The organism is Enterococcus sp. DIV0703 (genome assembly GCF_051711065.1).
GTDB classification, from domain to species: domain Bacteria; phylum Bacillota; class Bacilli; order Lactobacillales; family Enterococcaceae; genus Enterococcus_B; species Enterococcus_B hirae.
Genome location: NZ_JBIOLX010000001.1, coordinates 1,041,944 through 1,058,808 on the forward strand (window position 1 = coordinate 1,041,944; position 16,865 = coordinate 1,058,808).

The following is a 16,865-nucleotide window of genomic DNA, read 5'->3' on the forward strand; positions in this document are numbered from 1 at the left end:
TGGCTATGGTATAATATTCACGATAGAAATTAGGAGGTTAATAAGGTGAGCAGAAAAGATAGACATCATTCATCAGAAAATAATGAAACACAAGAGCCATGGGAACAACCGATTTATGACACTGAAGACGAAGTTTCTTCAAGAAGTTCTCAACGACAACAAAAGAAAGGCAACACGCTGTTTTTGTCTCTCTTCTTAGTATTATTAGTATTGTGCATTGCAATTCCAGCGGGAGCTTACTTCTGGATTAGAAATGGGTCTTCCAATGCTTCAAGTGCATCATCAACTACAACAACGTCTTCTGTAGTGGAAAGTACGACCTCATCAGAAATATCATCAACAAAAGAATCAAGTACGGAGCCTGAAAGCACTACTCAGACAGAATCAGTAGTAGCAAGTACACCACAAAGTACTACTGTACCAGAGGAAACAACGCCTTCGACAACGTCTACTTACCAACAAGAAACACAACCAACTAGCACGGTAGAAGAAGCGACAACACCATCCTCTTCGGCTGCTGCAGATGGATCAACAGTGACTGTTCAACCAGGTGACGGACCTAAACAAGTAGCTGAACGTGCCGGGATCACTATTGATCAATTATTTGCATTAAATGGTTTAGATCCAAATAATTATATGATTTATCCTGGACAACAATTAAAAGTTAAATAATCTTAGCCGCGATCTGCGGCTTTTTTTTTGAAAAGGGAGTTATAGCATGACACAAATCAGTATTGCAATAGATGGACCTGCTTCGTCAGGTAAAAGTACTGTTGCAAAAATTTTGGCAAAAGAATACAACTATATTTATACCGATACAGGCGCCATGTATCGTGCCATTACGTATCTAGCGATAAAACATCAAGTACCTTTTGGAGATGAAGAGCAACTCGTAAAGCTGATCCAAGCCTATCCAATCTCTTTTATCCAAGAGACAGACGGTCAACACGTTTTGGTGGCAGACCAAGATGTAACTACAGAAATTCGTCAGCCAGATGTGACCAAGGCAGTTTCTGAAGTTTCTGCTCATCAAAAAGTACGTGAAGCACTGGTTTCGATCCAACGTAAAATTGGTGAACATGGTGGGGTTGTAATGGACGGCCGAGATATTGGTACTTCTGTTTTACCTCAGGCAGAAGTGAAAATATTTTTAGTAGCAAGTGTAACAGAACGGGCACAAAGACGCTATAAAGAAAATATTGAAAAAGGGATACCAACAGAGTTGGAAACTCTTACGAAGGAAATCCAAGAGAGAGATCATTATGATTCTACAAGAAAAGTATCCCCTTTAAGACAAGCGGATGATGCTATTCGAATCGACACTACTGGAAAATCGATTACGGAAGTTGTCCAATCCATCAAAAAAGTGGTCACAGAAAAAGGCTATCTTTTGTAAAAAGGGAAAAACTCAGGATTTTTAGGGTAAACCAAACGAAATCGCTTTATTTTTTTTTAATAATCAATTAAACTAAAATTAGTACCGTTGTTACGGCAGAATGTTGGTTAGGAGGACAAATGTTATGACAGAATTTGAACAAAATCAAACAGAAAACAGTCAATCAATGGAAGATGCAATGAATAGCGTCCAAGAAGTAAACGTTGGAGACGTTGTATCCGGCGAAGTTTTAGTAATCGAAGATAAACAAGTTGTGGTAGGAATCGAAGGTGCCGGAGTTGAAGGCGTCGTTCCTGCTAAAGAATTGTCTACTTCACCTGTTGAAGATATCAACGAGGTAGTAAAAGTAGGAGATACTCTAGAACTTGTAGTTATCAGTACTATCGGAAAAGATAAAGAAAACGGTAGCTATTTGCTTTCAAAACGCCGTTTGGATGCCAAAAAAGTTTGGGAAGATATCGAAAAAGATTTCCAAGCAGGTAATATCATCGAAGCACCTGTGACGAATGTCGTAAAAGGCGGCTTAGTCGTTGATGTAGGTGTTCGTGGTTTTGTACCAGCTTCAATGGTGGAAGATCATTTTGTTGCTGATTTTTCAGAATACAAAGGTCAAACATTGGCGTTCAAGATCGTTGAGATCGAACCTTCAGAAAACCGTTTAATTCTTTCACACAAAGCAGTTGTGGAAACGGAAAAAGAAGAAAAGAAAAAAGAAATTCTAGCCAATATTCACGAGGGAGACGTTATCGACGGACGAGTAGCTCGTATAACTGATTTTGGTGCTTTCGTTGATTTAGGTGGAATTGATGGATTGGTCCATGTTTCTGAGATCTCACATAGCCATGTGGCGAAGCCTAGTGATGCTTTAGCAGTTGGGGATGAAGTAAAAGTAAAAGTTCTTTCGATTAATCCTGAACAAGAACGTGTTTCTCTTTCAATTAAAGACACGTTGCCTGGGCCTTGGACTGATATTGAAGAAAAAGCCACTGTTGGTTCAGTTTTAGATGGAAAAGTGAAACGTTTGACAAGCTTTGGTGCATTTGTAGAAGTATTCCCAGGGGTAGAAGGTCTGGTTCATATTTCTCAAATCTCTCACAAGCACATCGCTACACCTCATGAAGTACTTCATGAAGGGGATGAAGTGCAAGTAAAAGTTTTAGAAGTACATCCTGAAGAACATCGTATTGCCCTTAGCATCAAGGCTTTAGAAGAAAAACCAGCATCGGAAGAAGAACCAAAAGATGTTGAAACCTATGAATTACCAGAAGAAAATACTGGTTTCACAATGGGTGATCTTTTAGGTGATGCTTTGAAAGAAGAAGTCGAAGAAACGACTACTGATGATTCAGAAAAATAAAATTTTTGAGTGTTCATTTTAAAAAGACTGAAATGAGACAAAAAGATCAATCAATGTTTACAACATTGACTGATCTTTTTCTGTTATTATCACTAGAACTAGTTAAACTCACAAATCGAGTGAAAGATAAAACCAAGTGCTGTGAGAAGGGCTAAGGAATACCTAATAAAGTACATCGTTTAGACCATACCCAATGGCTGTGCAAATGCCATATTGTATTCACAATTGGAGATATTAGATAGATGATTTGCTTAAACTATTTATCAGAGCTGGAGATTTCTGTCAAACTACTATCAAAACTCTATCATTGTTTAATTAGAAGCTATTTTTTGGGCTAGCCCTAAACAACCGATAATTCCAGCTTGATCTCCTAATTTTGGAAAAACAATATATTCTTCTATTTTCGGATGAGCAACATAATTCTGATTAAGTTTTGAAAATTCACGATGAATTTTCTCTTGTAAGTGGACTTGTTTCATTACACCGCCACCTAGAATGATAATATCCGGTGAAAACATCATTGTAGTATTATGAATGCATTGGGCAATGTAAAAAGCTTCCATGTCCCAAAAAGGATGATCTTCCTTTAAATCTTGACCTTTAATTCCTATTCTCTTTTCGATAGCAGGTCCTGCTGCCATACCTTCTAAACAATTTTGATGATAAGGGCAGTTACCCTTAAAGTGATCGTCAGGGTGATTACGTACAATCATATGCCCCATTTCCGGATGACTGAATCCCTCGATAAATCTTCCATTTTGCAGTGCACCACCACCTATACCTGTGCCAACTGTATAATAAACAACTAATGAATGGCCTTGACCATGTCCAGCTATATATTCTCCATAAGCTGCAGCATTGACATCAGTTGTCCAATAAAAAGGAATTTTCTCAAAATTTCTTTTTAGATAACCAATAAAATCAAAATTTCTCCACGGTATTTTAGGTGTTGAGGTTATATATCCATATGTTTTCGATTCAGGATGGATATCAATAGGCCCGAAAGAACCAACAGCAATGCTGGACAATTCTGTTTCATATTTTTTGAAAAAAGAAACAACTTGTGGCATTGTTTCTCCTGGATTCAAAGTTTCAAAACTCACTCTCTCAATAACCTCTAATTGTGCATTACCAACTGCACAGACAAATTTTGTTCCTCCTGCTTCAATTGCACCGTATAGCATAAAACATTTCTCCTTATAGTTAAAGATGATTTCATGGGCAGTTATGCATTTAACCAATTTATTGTTCAGATTTTTAAAGAATTTAACTCGTTTATTTGTTATTTTCTTTTGAAAAATCGCTATTATTCCAGTTAATACATACATCAGATCGCGCATAGCCCTTTAAATTATCCGTTTATTGATGTTTTGGTTAGAAAGAATAATCAGTACTATTGACTATTCCATTAGTCAACTTCAAGTAAATCAGTAGTAGCGGTAACCGTTCCTTTAATAAGTGGTGTCACTTTTGAATAATCTGCGGTATTTGTCACAATAACCATTGTTGTATCATCAAGTCCTGCTTCTTTAATTAGCGTACGATCAAACGTTCCAAGGATATCTCCTTTTTTTACTTTTTGATTAGCAGTAACTTTTTGTATAAATCCTTTACCGCCCATCGATACGGTGTCAATACCAATATGAATCAGTATTTCAGCGCCATCATTCGATTTAAGACCGTAAGCATGTCCAGTCTCAAATGTAACTTGAATAGTACCATCTACTGGAGAATAAACAGTGTCCCCAGTTGGTTTAATCGCAATACCTTTTCCCATAGTCTCTGAAGAAAATACTGGATCATTTACTGAATCAAGTCCAATCACTTCACCAGCAAGGGGACTAACGATTGTTTCTGAAGAATGATTTGTTTTAGTAGGTTCTCCAGAAGTAACTGTGGATTGTTGGGTGTTTTCTGAATGATTCGTTACTGTTTGATCCGTAAGAGCTTCTGCTGCAAAGATGCCTGAAGCTTTTGTTTTTCCATAAAAGTAAGTAATTGCAAAAGCAATCGCAAAGCTAATTAATTCACATAGTAAATAAAATGGGATAGAGGTTGCATTAATTGAAAGAAATCCAAGAAAACCTGCTGAACCAAGGGATACAGCAACTACTTTCAGTAGACCTGCTACTGCAGCGGCAACTCCCGAACCAATTAAAGCACAGAAAAATGGGAAACGATATTTTAAATTGACACCAAACAGAGCTGGTTCAGTAATTCCAAGAAGAGCTGATACCCCTGCAGAGGAAGCAAGACTTTTTGTTTTAGCATTTTTAGTCAAGAACCAGATAGCAAATGTTGCAGCACCTTGGGCAACGTTCGCCATAGAAGCAACTACAAATATAAAGTCTCCATGTCCAATACCATTAGTCCATGCTGAAAGTAACTGCGTTTCAATTGCAGGAAATGATTGATGAAGACCGGTCATAACGATTAACGAGTAAGTTCCACCAAAAATACCCATTCCAATAAATCCGGTTGCATTATATAGCCAAACGATCGCATCTGTAATCCCGTTAGAAAGCAATAACATGACAGGGCCGATGACTGTGAAGGTTAGAAAGCCGGTAATGATTACAGATAATAAGGGGGTAAATGTAAAGTCAACGGATGATGGAAGTTTTTTGTGAAAAAACTTTTCCAGTATTGATAATAGCCAAACAGCTGCTAACACAGGAATGACTTGATAAGCATAGTTAGTTTGTGAGACATGATAACCAAAAATATTCCAATATTCCATAGAACCACCAAGTTGTGGTGTTGTCATAATCATTCCAATTGCAGCACCAAGGAACTGGTTGGCTCCAAAACGTTTAGCAGCGGAAATACCAACTAGAATAGGCAAAAACATAAATGGTGCAGCGGACATCAGTTGGATCATTGAGGAAATACCTTCAATCGCAGGATACATTTCTTCAATTGATTTTGGTCCAAAAAGTCCAGCAGCTGTTAAAAAGTTTTGTAATGCCATTAATAAACCACCTGCAACAAGGGCAGGTATAATTGGAACAAAAATATCTGATAATAATTTAATTAATGCCATAATGGGGTTGAATTTTTTATCTTTACTAGCAATTTGTTTTAAATCATCTGTTGAAATTTCCGAAAGTCCAGTTTTTTTGATAAGTTCGTCATAAACGAAATTAACATCACCTGCACCGATAATCACTTGATATTGTCCATCAATTTTAAATGTGCCTTTTACATCTGGATTTTCGTCTAAAGCTTTTTGATTCACTTTCGTGTCATCTTTTAGTACGAGACGAAGACGTGTTGCGCAGTGTGCAGCTGCAATAAGGTTATCTTTTCCGACCGCTTGTATTACGTCGGAAGCTACTTTACTGTAATTCATTCGAATCACTCCTTTTTTATTTTTACGTGAAAACGGTTCACTGAAATGCAAATTTATTTTAGCATATCTTAAAAATATGTCAAACGTTTGTCATATAATTTATTTTTTTAAATGAAATGATTGATTTTTCAACGGAAAACGTTTACCATACTAGTTGTAAAAAGATAAATTGAAGGAGTAAAATATGAACTTACCTCGAGAAATACGATATCGTGCTTATTCTGATTGGACTAAAGATGAGATGGATAAAGTTAAGGATAATGTAAAACGATCACCTTGGCGTGCTAGCTATCATATCGAACCTAAAACAGGATTGTTAAACGATCCTAATGGTTTTTCTTTTTTTAACGGAAAATATACGCTTTTTTATCAAAATTGGCCATTTGGAGCTGCTCATGGGTTGAAAGAATGGGTACACACTGAATCAGATGACTTAGTTCATTTTCATGTAACAGGAGCAGAACTTCTTCCAGACACAAAACGAGATAGCCACGGCGCTTATTCCGGTTCTGCATATGAAATAGAGGGGAATCTATTCTTACTCTATACAGGGAACGTTCGAAATGAAAATTGGGAACGTGATACACTTCAAATCGGAGCATGGATGGATAAAGACTACAACATTACGAAAGGTGAGAATGTTCTTATTCATCCACCTGCTGATGTAACTGATCATTTTCGTGATCCACAAATGTTTAATTATGAAGGACAATTGTATGCGATTGTTGGAGCACAAAATTTAGAAAAATCAGGCTTTATCAAACTTTACAAAGCGGATGACAATAACGTGGAAACATGGGAAGAAGTTGGCGACCTTGATTTTGGCGGCACTGGTTCAGAATACATGATTGAGTGTCCAAATCTGGTATTTGTAGACAAAAAACCTGTTTTCATTTATTGTCCTCAAGGGTTGGATAAATCTGAGCTTAATTATGGGAATATCTACCCAAATACTTTTAAGATCTGTCAATCGCTTGACATAGAAAAAGTAAAACTTGTGGGCACTTCAGAAATTCAAAATCTTGATTATGGATTTGAAGCGTATGCGACTCAAGGATTCAATACTCCTGATGGTCGTGCTCTGATTGTCAGTTGGATTGGACTACCTGATATCGATTATCCAACTGATAAGTATGATTATCAGGGAGCAATGAGTCTTGTAAAAGAACTTTCAATAAAAGATGGTAAACTTTACCAATATCCAGTAGAAGCTATTACATCATTACGTGCTAGTTCTGAACAATTTACAGCAAAAGCAGAAACAAATAATACTTATGAGCTTGAACTAATCTTTCCTCCAAATCAGAAATCGGAGTTACTTCTTTTCTCTGATAGTAAAGGAAATGGACTTAGCTTGATTGTAGATACCAAAGAAGGAAAAATTATTTTAGATCGCAGTAAAGCAGGCATTCAATATGCCACTGACTTTGGTACGATTCGTGAATGCTCAATTGATACTAAAGAAACAATTGCTAACATTTTTGTAGATAATTCAATCATTGAGATTTTTATTAATAAAGGAGAAAAAGTATTTACCAGTCGCGTATTCCCTGAGAAACACCAAAATGGTATTCAACTTAAATCAGGTGAACCGACTGGAAAATACTTTGAATTAAAATATTAATATGGTAGCAAAATTATCTGATGTCGCTGAACTAGCTGGAGTTAGCCCAACTACCGTTTCACGTGTCATTAACAATAAGGGATATCTATCGGAAAAAACAAAACAAAAAGTTCATGAAGCTATGAAAACTCTTGGTTACAAACCTAATAATCTAGCACGTGGACTTCAAGGAAAGTCACCCCAACTTATTGGGCTTATTTTTCCTAATATCAGTAATATCTTCTACTCTGAACTGATTGAGTATCTGGAAATCGAATTATTCAAACATGGCTATAAAACAATTATTTGCAATAGTCAGAACGATCCTGCTAAAGAGCGGGAATATATTGAAATGCTTGAAGCGAATCAAGTTGATGGGATTATCTCATCTAGTCATAATCTTGGAATTGCTGATTATGAGCGTGTGGGAGCACCTATTGTCGCTTTTGATAGAAACTTAGCTCCCAATGTTTCCATTGTTTCTTCAGACAACTTTGAAGGTGGAAAACTGGCTGCTAAAACGTTACAAAAAAATGGTTGTCAAAATAGTATTATGATTACAGGAAATGACAATACGGATTCTCCAACAGGGTTACGTGCGCTTGGTTTTTCTTTTCAAAATCCAAATGGCAAAGTTTTCAAAATTCCTAATAATCTCTCTACGATTCGTCGAGAAATGGAAATCAAGTCGACGATCCTAAGTCACAAACCAGATGGTATTTTTGTTTCTGATGATCTAACAGCCATTCTTACTATGAAAATTGCTCATCAGCTTAAACTTAATATCCCAGAAGATCTAAAAATTATTGGCTATGATGGAACATCTTTTGTTGAGAAATTTTTCCCACAATTGACCACAATCAGACAACCAATTGATGAAATCGCAAGTCTGATTGTTGATGTTCTTCTGAAAAAAATGAAGAATGAAAAGACAAGCAAGGATTACATTTTGCCAATCTCATTACTTCCTGGAGGGAGCATTTAACGTCAAATTCTTTTCTTGATGTTTATCACATTCGTTCAAAAAAATTTGGAGCTGATCGCTTCTTTCACGACCTTATCCACATGGTTCAAGAAGTTGCTTTAACAAAAAATTGCTGAAGAATACCAAAAATAGGAGGAACTATTTTTGGATTCTTCGGCTTATTTCTCATAGCTAGATATGGCATAAACTTTCCGGTTGTAGATTAATGAAATATGCATGTCCAGTTTTACAGGCTATTTAAAAGAAAAAAGGACGTTAATAATTTCTGGTAAACATGAAAATATTAATTTGAGTTTGAAAATCAACATTTTTGGGCATCAGGCTATATTGTAAGCACAGTGGGACTAATGAAGTGACCATAAGAAAATACAGGCTAGAATAAGGAATTAGGATATTGCGCTAGATAAACTGAGAGTTTGAGAATATGAAGATCGTTGAAAGAATGAGAGTGAAGAAAAGAGCTTTCACATATCATGAAACAATAAAAAGAGTAGAAAATGAAAACGAGAGAAACAAATTATGCTATAATCAAATGTCACTGATCGATTTTAAGTTCAGTAGTGTGTGAATATTTAGGCTAACGCTCATCTGGCGGTTCTGAATATGGTTTTTAGGGTTATTTGAACAATGTAGTTCTTTAACCAAAGAAACAAGAATAAAAGATGGTTTCCTAGGGTTCAATATTCACTTTGATGTTTTATGAAAAAAAGTTGTCCAATGAATAAATACTTGCGTAATTTTAGCGAACAATGCTTGAAAGTTCGCAAAGCTTTCGTTACACTAAGTAAGATTGGAAACTTGTGAGGAGGAAAAAATATGGCAAATCCAACAATTGCAATCGTTGGCCGCCCGAACGTCGGCAAGTCTACGATTTTTAACCGCATCGCTGGCGAGCGTATCTCGATTGTCGAAGATACTCCAGGAGTAACTCGCGATCGTATTTATGCTAAAGGCGAATGGTTAGGTCGAGAATTCAGTGTGATCGATACAGGTGGGATTGATTTAAGTGACGAACCATTCATGGATCAAATCAAGCATCAAGCAGAAATCGCGATTGAAGAAGCAGATGTCATCATCTGTGTTGTCAGCGGACGTGAAGGAGTCACCGATGCAGATGAAGTAGTAGCAAAAATTTTATACCGTAGTAATAAACCTGTGATTTTAGCAGTTAACAAAGTGGATAATCCCGAAATGCGAAATGATATTTACGAATTTTATTCATTAGGATTGGGTGATCCATATCCAGTGTCAGGGAGTCACGGTTTAGGGATCGGTGACGTATTAGATGAAGCAATTAAACACTTTTCAAATGATGGGGAAGAAGAAGAGGATGATACGATCAAATTTAGTTTGATCGGCCGCCCAAATGTTGGGAAATCTTCCTTGATTAATGCGATTCTAGGAGAAGAACGAGTGATCGTTTCGGATATAGAAGGAACAACTAGAGATGCTATCGATACTCACTTTGTATCTGATAACGGTCAGAAATTTTTAATGATCGATACTGCAGGAATGCGTAAGCGTGGAAAAGTATATGAAAATACCGAAAAATACAGTGTGATGCGTGCGATGCGTGCCATTGACCGTTCCGACATCGTTTTGATGGTTTTGAATGCTGAAGAAGGAATCCGTGAGCAAGACAAACGGGTAGCTGGATACGCTCATGAAGCAGGACGTGGTGTGATCATCGTGGTAAACAAATGGGATCTTGTCAAAAAAGAAACCAATACGATGCGTGATTTTGAGCAAGAAATTCGTGAAGAATTTCGTTATTTAGATTACGCGCCAATCGTCTTCGTATCAGCAGTCACAAAACAACGTTTAGAACGTTTACCTGAAATGATCGAAGAAGTAAGTATGAATCAAAACTTGCGTGTGCCGTCTGCTGTCTTGAATGATATCATCATGGATGCAGTAGCGATCAACCCGACTCCAACAGATAAAGGGAAGCGTTTGAAGATTTTCTATGCTACGCAAGTGGCTGTAAAACCACCAACCTTCGTCGTTTTTGTTAACGAAGAAGAGTTAATGCATTTTTCTTATGAACGTTTCTTAGAAAATCAAATTCGTAAAGCATTTACTTTCGAAGGAACTTCGATCCGAATCATTCCAAGAAGACGAAAATAGGCATTTTACCACATCGGCAGATTTTTTTCAAAAAAAATAGGTGGTTTTGTTTATTACGTTTTTATGACTAAAAAAAGCACGTGAAAAATGGTAAAAACCTTGCTATTAAGCGGTTTATATGATATCGTGATAACAGAATATTGAACTAGATCAATATTTCTTTTAAACTTCTGGACCACTCAGAATGTTTTTAACTAAACTGATGTTTTACATCATATCTCTTGTGGAGGAGGTGAATCTATCCATGGCAAACAAAGCAGAATTAATCGAAAAAGTTGCTTCAGCTACTGACTTAACTAAAAAAGATGCAACTGCAGCAGTCGATGCTGTATTTTCAACTATTCAAGATGCTTTAGCTAACGGCGAAAAAGTTCAATTAATCGGTTTTGGTAACTTTGAAGTTCGCGAACGTGCTGCACGTAAAGGACGTAATCCACAAACTGGTGAAGAAATCGAAATCCCAGCTAGCAAAGTACCTGCATTCAAACCAGGTAAAGCATTAAAAGACGCTGTTAAATAATACGGCTCATAAAAAAGCGCTTGTGGCTTTAAGCTGCAAGTGCTTTTTTATATTTCCTATTGTTTTGAGTTTTAGAGTGAAGAAGTTAGAGAAGAAGGGTACTTTGCGTCTCCGTTATTTATGAATCTGAGATATAAATCTTATTTTTCAGTTTAAAAATGAGTAAATGGTCTGCAAGAAGCAACTCCTCAGCAATAAGCGATGCTTTTTTAAACCAGGAAAAGCTATTTCAAAAAATCTTTTCTTATTGTCATTGAAGCTCCGATGCTTTCACAACCTTTCTTTAAACGATAATAAAAAAATCTGAGGCAGAATACGGTTCATTCTGTCCCAGATTTTTAATACAAAACTTCTCAGTCATTATTGACGAAAAGCTATTTTTTCAAACTATCTTAATGAATAAGATAGTCGTTATTTTTACAACCTCTTATTTATTCAAAGTTGCTTGCTTCGCTCATTGTCTCATTTTTCTATCTGGCTGTTTAGAAAAAATCTTTTGCTCATCGGTTATTGCGTGCGTTTGTTTTTACTGAAAAATTTGCATCGTTTGCTCATATAGTAAGCAATGATGATAACCACTGTTAATATTCGGATATAAATAGCTGATCTGAATAGTTTACCTGGTTTATATCCTACAATAATTTCATTTGTACCAATCTTTGGAGAAATTCTTAGAGCGCCTATTGAAGTCAGTGAATATTGTGCTTCACTTCTAGATTTTCCATTGATTATGAGAGAACTATTGTGGTAAATGATTACTGGTAAAGTTATTTTATTTGTATCTTTAGCAGTGAAAGTTAGATGTATATTCCCTTGTTTGTCAATTGATCTTTTAAGAGGGATAGAATTGTGTAAAACGTCCTCTTTATAAGCTTTGTAAGGATCTTCCAATTGTCCACCACTAGCAGGTAAATAGTCAGCCATCGGTTTTCTGTGTATTTGTAAAGCAGCAGATAGATCAGCATTGCCTCCAAATAGGTGACGAATATTACTTGCATTACTTTCTAAGGTTTCAGCAGCACTTGTGTCTTTAGAAAGTGGGGCATCACTATTCCAGATAGCTGCTGTATCCGAAATTAAAGCATAGCCACCTGTTAAATTTAACAATGAAAAAGTCAGTAATAGTGGCACACTGATTTTTAAAACCGATTGTTTCTCTAAAGTTACAAAGGCTTTTTGAATGGTAAAACCGAACCCTAGTATTAATAAGATACATGCGAGGCAACCCAGTCTTTGTGGAAATTGCATTTTGCGAACAAATGTAAAATAATTGCCGATATCATTCCAAGGAATGTATTTAGAAGAGACAAGTAAAAAGAATGCTCCGACTAAGTTGATTGTTTTTTCCAACACACTGAGTTTATTAAAGTGGACGATAGTAAACACAAGTTGAAAAACAAATATCATAGAAAGGATTAGTCCAAAGTTTGTCCAGCCAATTGAACCAAACGAAAGTGAAGTACTATTCGATAATAGATCAGTTACTGCGTATGGTGGAATCAAGGTATCATTGGACAAATCCAGAAAAGCAGTAAACGTATTGAAAGAAAGACCGATAGCGATCACCACTGCTAGTAGAGCCTGTTTGATTATTACTATTTTTTTGTTCGAGTGAAGAAAACCTACAAGGAAAAAGGGAATCAAAGCGGCTACGGCTAGTAAGGTTGAAAACATATGGACAGATAGCAATAATGAAATGGTTCCTCCTAGCACAACAGGTTGGATTGGGTTTTCCCGATTTCTTATCATTCTAACAGCTGGAATAAAAATAAGAGGTAAAAAGGCAGCACCCCAACCAGAAAAATTTTGGGCAAGAGTATAGTAAAAAATGGTAGGTGTACCCATGTATAAAATAGCCATCCCAGTAGCAATTTTTTGCTCTAAATGGCAGTACCGTCCAAGGAAATACATCGATGTACCGGCAGTGAAGTAACACAGAAAAGTAGATACAAGTTGGAATCTGAACCAAGTTTTAAAAATTAAAAGTAACAGTCCATGTAAATAGGCAAAGTCGGTTCCATAAAGGGCATTGATGACTCTTCCCGATTGGCTAAAACCGTAGATGGATTGGAAATAATTAAACGTGCCATTTTTTAATTGCATAGCCGTGTCATAGAAACGGTTCATATGAAATACCCAGTCATTTGAAACAATGAGTGCATGTTTATAAATTTGAGGTGAAACCATAAAAAAAGCACATAGGGAGATAATTAAAATTGCTGTAACTGATTTTTTATTTATTTTTGACAAAACTTATCCCTCATTTTTGATGAAATTTAGTTGAATAAAATTGCTTAATCCATTTCTCCGTTTTATAAAATGAAAAGCAAAGTCCTATATAATCTTTTACTTCGTATTACAGTATACCATGCCCGATTTATTACACAAGAATTCTTTAAATAGGTGCTCTTAAATGTAGGTGAATTACGAAGTTTTTCTATATTCTCCCAAGAATTTACCCTATTCTTTTCCGATTTTACTTACTAATGGTAAAATAAAGAAAAGGAGGGGTGCTTATGGAAATCGACTATCAAGGACAAGAAGAACAAACAAAAATCTATTATGGGGAAACGTTGGTCAGCCAACTGAAAACAATAACGATTGATCAGCCTGTTTTATTTTTGACGAACCAACGGTATTACGATTTGTTTGTTGAGAAAATCAACCAACAGTTTCCTAACCCAAGTGAGATTGATTGGTATATCTGTGCCAATACTCAATGTAATCACTTAACAGAACTAAGTAATCTTGTGACATTTGCAAAACGATATCCTGAAAACCAATCCTTACTTATAATTGGGTTTGGGAATGAGGGGATCATGGATTTAGCAGGTTTTTTCCAGAAGCATACCTCACTTGCATCAACATTATGGCTAATTCCGGTATCGATTCGTTCAATGGCCCGAGCATTAACTCCTCAACGAAATATTTTACAATTGCCAAATCAAGTCGTCTTGCGAACGACCAACCTTCCAGAACGAATCGTTTACGATCAAACAATCAGTGAAAAACAAGGAGAAGGGAAACAAATAGATTTTTTGACTTTGATAACATGTGGTTTAGTTTGTGATTATCATTTTTTACAAAATCTCTATAAAAACTATCCGCAACCAAGGCAGTTATCTCAGCGGGCTTTTACGGGGATGCTGGAAGAAATGATTACTTTTTACCAAGTAGATGCGGAAAATCTCTCAAATTATGGTAAACTATTTGAACAAGCTTTTTACCTAACAGAAAATGGTCATTTGTTATCAGCTAGTATGAAAAAACTATTAGGAATGCTTTTTCATCTTACTTGGAATGTAGGACTAGCGGATATGTCCTTTCAATTGAAAAATTTTTTTATCTGGTTGAAACATCTGGGTTATCCTATCGATTGGCCAGAACAATTATCAAAAATTGATTATTTAGAAAATGTCTTACTTCTAGCGGAAAAAAGCAAAAAAATTCTTGTTTTGAAAAAAATTGGTATAATAGAGAAATATCAATCGCCAAAGGAACAAGAATTAATACAAACAATGAAATCTTATGACGAGATTATTAGTGAGATTAGAGGGATTTAAATGAATACAAATAGTGAAAAAATGTTACAAGCATTGTCAGAGGAAGATTTGGCGCAAGCTCAGTTATATCTGACACAAGCTTTGAAAGAAGATCCGGCCGATGTTTTGGCGGAATTAGGGGAAGAACTCTTAGCGATTGGTTTTTTAGAAGAAGCAAAGCAAATTTTTGAACAGTTAGTGAAACAATACCCCGAAAATGATGAGTTGTTCATTCCATTGGCGGAAATTGCGATTGAAGATAATGAAATCGATCAAGCATTTGAATATCTGGAAAACATTTCAAAAGAAAGTGACTACTATCCTCAAGCTTTATTAGCAATTGCTGATTTATATCAAGTAATCGGTATTCCTGAAGTCAGTGAAGCGAAATTAAAGGAAGCAGCTGCGTTGTTGCCTGATGAACCATTGATCCAATTTGCTTTAGCCGAACTTTACTTTTCAGTCGATCGTTTTGCTGAAGCTGCAACGATCTATCAACTATTATTATCAAGTAATATTGATGAGATTTCTGGTATCTCTATGCAAGAACGTTTAGGACAATCTCTAAGCATGCAAGGAGAGTTTGAAGCAGCAATCGAACCATTGGAACAAGCATTGCAGGAAGAACGGACAGATGATCGCTTATTCCAGTTAGCTTTCACCAATCTGCAGCTAAAAGAAAATGAAAAAGCGATCAATTATTTACAAGAATTGAGAGAAGTAAATCCCCAATATCAATCTCTTTATCTTTATTTAGGTCAAGCATTGCAAGAAGAAGAATTGATTGAAGAAGCGCAGAAAGTTCTTGAAGATGGGATCAAAGAAAATCCTTATCAAGTAGAACTCTATCACTTAGCTTCTGAAAATGCGTATCGCCTACATGACAAAGAAAAAGCAGAAAAACTATTATTAAATGCGTTGGAATTAGGTGAAAAACAAGACGAAACATTATTAACATTAAGTAATTTGTATTTAGATGAAGAACGTTACGAAGATGTAATCAAGAGTATCGATCAAATGGAAGAAACTGCAAATCCATATGCGGAATGGAATTTAGCCCATGCCTATAATGAATTAGAGAACTTCACGCTAGCAGCTGTTCATTATGAACAAGCGTATCACGAATTGGAGCATGAACCTGATTTTCTAAAAGAATACGCCTTATTCTTACGAGAAGAAGGACAATTGACAAAAACAAAAGATCTACTTACTCATTATTTAGAATTGGAACCTGGAGATTTGGAGGCATTGTCAGTATTAGACGACCTAGCAGAGAGGTGAGTAAAATGCTAATAGATGTAAAGGAAAAAAAGAATTTCTTAACTTGGATGGTCAATCATGTTTCATTTAGTCGCAGAGAGGTTTTTTGGATTTTGAATTACTTGGCTAATCATGAAGCAATCTTAAGTAATGTTCATTTTGTTGAAGGAGCGAATCAAGCAAATCGGGGATTACAAATCAGTGACCTTTCTTTCGATGGAGAACCAATGAAATTATTTCTCGAGGGGAAAGAGTTTACCGATACTGATCAAATTTTTCATGAAATTCGATTAAATTGGAAAAGACCGCTATATGTAGAATGCCTTTTTGAAAATGCTTGGCAGACGAAAGAGTATTTAATGGTTTTAGAAGAGAACCCCTTTGCATCTTGGAACGACTCTATTAGTGAAGAAGATCTTGAACTAGTCGAGCAATATCTCAAAGAGAAAGAACAAGCAGCCCATCTCAAAATGCTTTACTTACAGATTGATCAAGCGCTTGAAAAAGGGGATAAAGATGCTTTCCTGGAATTGTCCGATGAAGTTAATCGTGAAATATTAAGCAAGAATCAAGTAAAAGGCGAACATGCAGGAAAGAATCCTAACTAAGGATACTTTTATCTAACCGTTTATTCGTTTTTAAAGATACTAAAAGAGACTGAGGCAAGTTGATATGCTCCCCCTATATAGGACACTGAAATATAAAAGTCCTGTATAGGGGGAT

13 protein-coding genes are annotated in these 16,865 nt (G+C 36.0%); 10 read left to right on the top strand and 3 right to left on the bottom strand.

The window, feature by feature from the left end:
* Positions 1-45 precede the first annotated feature (45 nt).
* The 3 genes from IGK81_RS04740 to rpsA all read left to right on the top strand — a co-directional run bounded on the left by IGK81_RS04740 (position 46) and on the right by rpsA (position 2,753).
* Positions 46-672, top strand: coding sequence for an SAG1386/EF1546 family surface-associated protein (locus tag IGK81_RS04740; protein ID WP_034700270.1), 627 nt, complete (start codon positions 46-48; stop codon positions 670-672).
* A 46-nt stretch (positions 673-718) separates the two neighbouring features.
* Positions 719-1,396 (top strand): (d)CMP kinase, encoded by a 678-nt coding sequence (gene cmk / locus IGK81_RS04745; protein ID WP_010719569.1) that lies wholly within the window; start codon positions 719-721, stop codon positions 1,394-1,396.
* Between the two features lie 124 nt (positions 1,397-1,520).
* A complete protein-coding gene (rpsA, locus tag IGK81_RS04750; RefSeq protein ID WP_010719568.1) occupies positions 1,521-2,753 on the top strand; it encodes a 30S ribosomal protein S1 in 1,233 nt (410 codons plus the stop codon).
* Between the two features lie 311 nt (positions 2,754-3,064).
* Here the strand turns inward: rpsA and IGK81_RS04755 are convergent, their stop codons facing one another.
* Entirely contained in the window at positions 3,065-3,937 is an 873-nt protein-coding gene (locus IGK81_RS04755) for an ROK family protein (RefSeq protein WP_010737353.1), read from the bottom strand.
* 224 nt (positions 3,938-4,161) lie between these two features.
* A complete protein-coding gene (locus tag IGK81_RS04760; protein ID WP_010719566.1) occupies positions 4,162-6,105 on the bottom strand; it encodes a sucrose-specific PTS transporter subunit IIBC in 1,944 nt (647 codons plus the stop codon).
* A gap of 184 nt (positions 6,106-6,289) precedes the next feature.
* On the opposite strand from IGK81_RS04760, the gene IGK81_RS04765 reads away from it, so the two are divergent.
* From IGK81_RS04765 to IGK81_RS04780, 4 genes are all read left to right on the top strand, one after another.
* Positions 6,290-7,729 (top strand): sucrose-6-phosphate hydrolase, encoded by a 1,440-nt coding sequence (locus IGK81_RS04765; protein WP_034700272.1) that lies wholly within the window; start codon positions 6,290-6,292, stop codon positions 7,727-7,729.
* Position 7,730: 1 nt separating this feature from the next.
* Positions 7,731-8,693, top strand: coding sequence for a LacI family DNA-binding transcriptional regulator (locus tag IGK81_RS04770; protein ID WP_010737356.1), 963 nt, complete (start codon positions 7,731-7,733; stop codon positions 8,691-8,693).
* Positions 8,694-9,509: 816 nt separating this feature from the next.
* Complete coding sequence (gene der / locus IGK81_RS04775) at positions 9,510-10,820, top strand: ribosome biogenesis GTPase Der (protein ID WP_412003908.1); 1,311 nt, start codon at positions 9,510-9,512, stop codon at positions 10,818-10,820.
* A gap of 244 nt (positions 10,821-11,064) precedes the next feature.
* Positions 11,065-11,340 carry an HU family DNA-binding protein gene (locus IGK81_RS04780; RefSeq protein WP_002290178.1) on the top strand — a complete coding sequence of 92 codons (276 nt, stop codon included), beginning with the start codon at positions 11,065-11,067 and terminating at the stop codon, positions 11,338-11,340.
* 507 nt (positions 11,341-11,847) lie between these two features.
* On the opposite strand, the gene IGK81_RS04785 is transcribed toward IGK81_RS04780, so the two are convergent.
* Positions 11,848-13,527, bottom strand: coding sequence for a hypothetical protein (locus IGK81_RS04785; RefSeq protein WP_241767372.1), 1,680 nt, complete (start codon positions 13,525-13,527; stop codon positions 11,848-11,850).
* A gap of 329 nt (positions 13,528-13,856) precedes the next feature.
* Between IGK81_RS04785 and IGK81_RS04790 the strand changes: the two genes are divergently transcribed.
* The 3 genes from IGK81_RS04790 to IGK81_RS04800 are packed head-to-tail and all read left to right on the top strand — an operon-like array spanning position 13,857 to position 16,750.
* Positions 13,857-14,903 carry a hypothetical protein gene (locus tag IGK81_RS04790; RefSeq protein ID WP_034700278.1) on the top strand — a complete coding sequence of 349 codons (1,047 nt, stop codon included), beginning with the start codon at positions 13,857-13,859 and terminating at the stop codon, positions 14,901-14,903.
* Entirely contained in the window at positions 14,904-16,163 is a 1,260-nt protein-coding gene (locus tag IGK81_RS04795) for a tetratricopeptide repeat protein (RefSeq protein ID WP_034700280.1), read from the top strand.
* Positions 16,164-16,168: 5 nt separating this feature from the next.
* Positions 16,169-16,750: a ReoY family proteolytic degradation factor gene (locus tag IGK81_RS04800; protein ID WP_010719559.1), complete on the top strand. Its 582-nt coding sequence runs from the start codon at positions 16,169-16,171 to the stop codon at positions 16,748-16,750.
* The last annotated feature ends 115 nt before the right edge of the window (positions 16,751-16,865 follow it).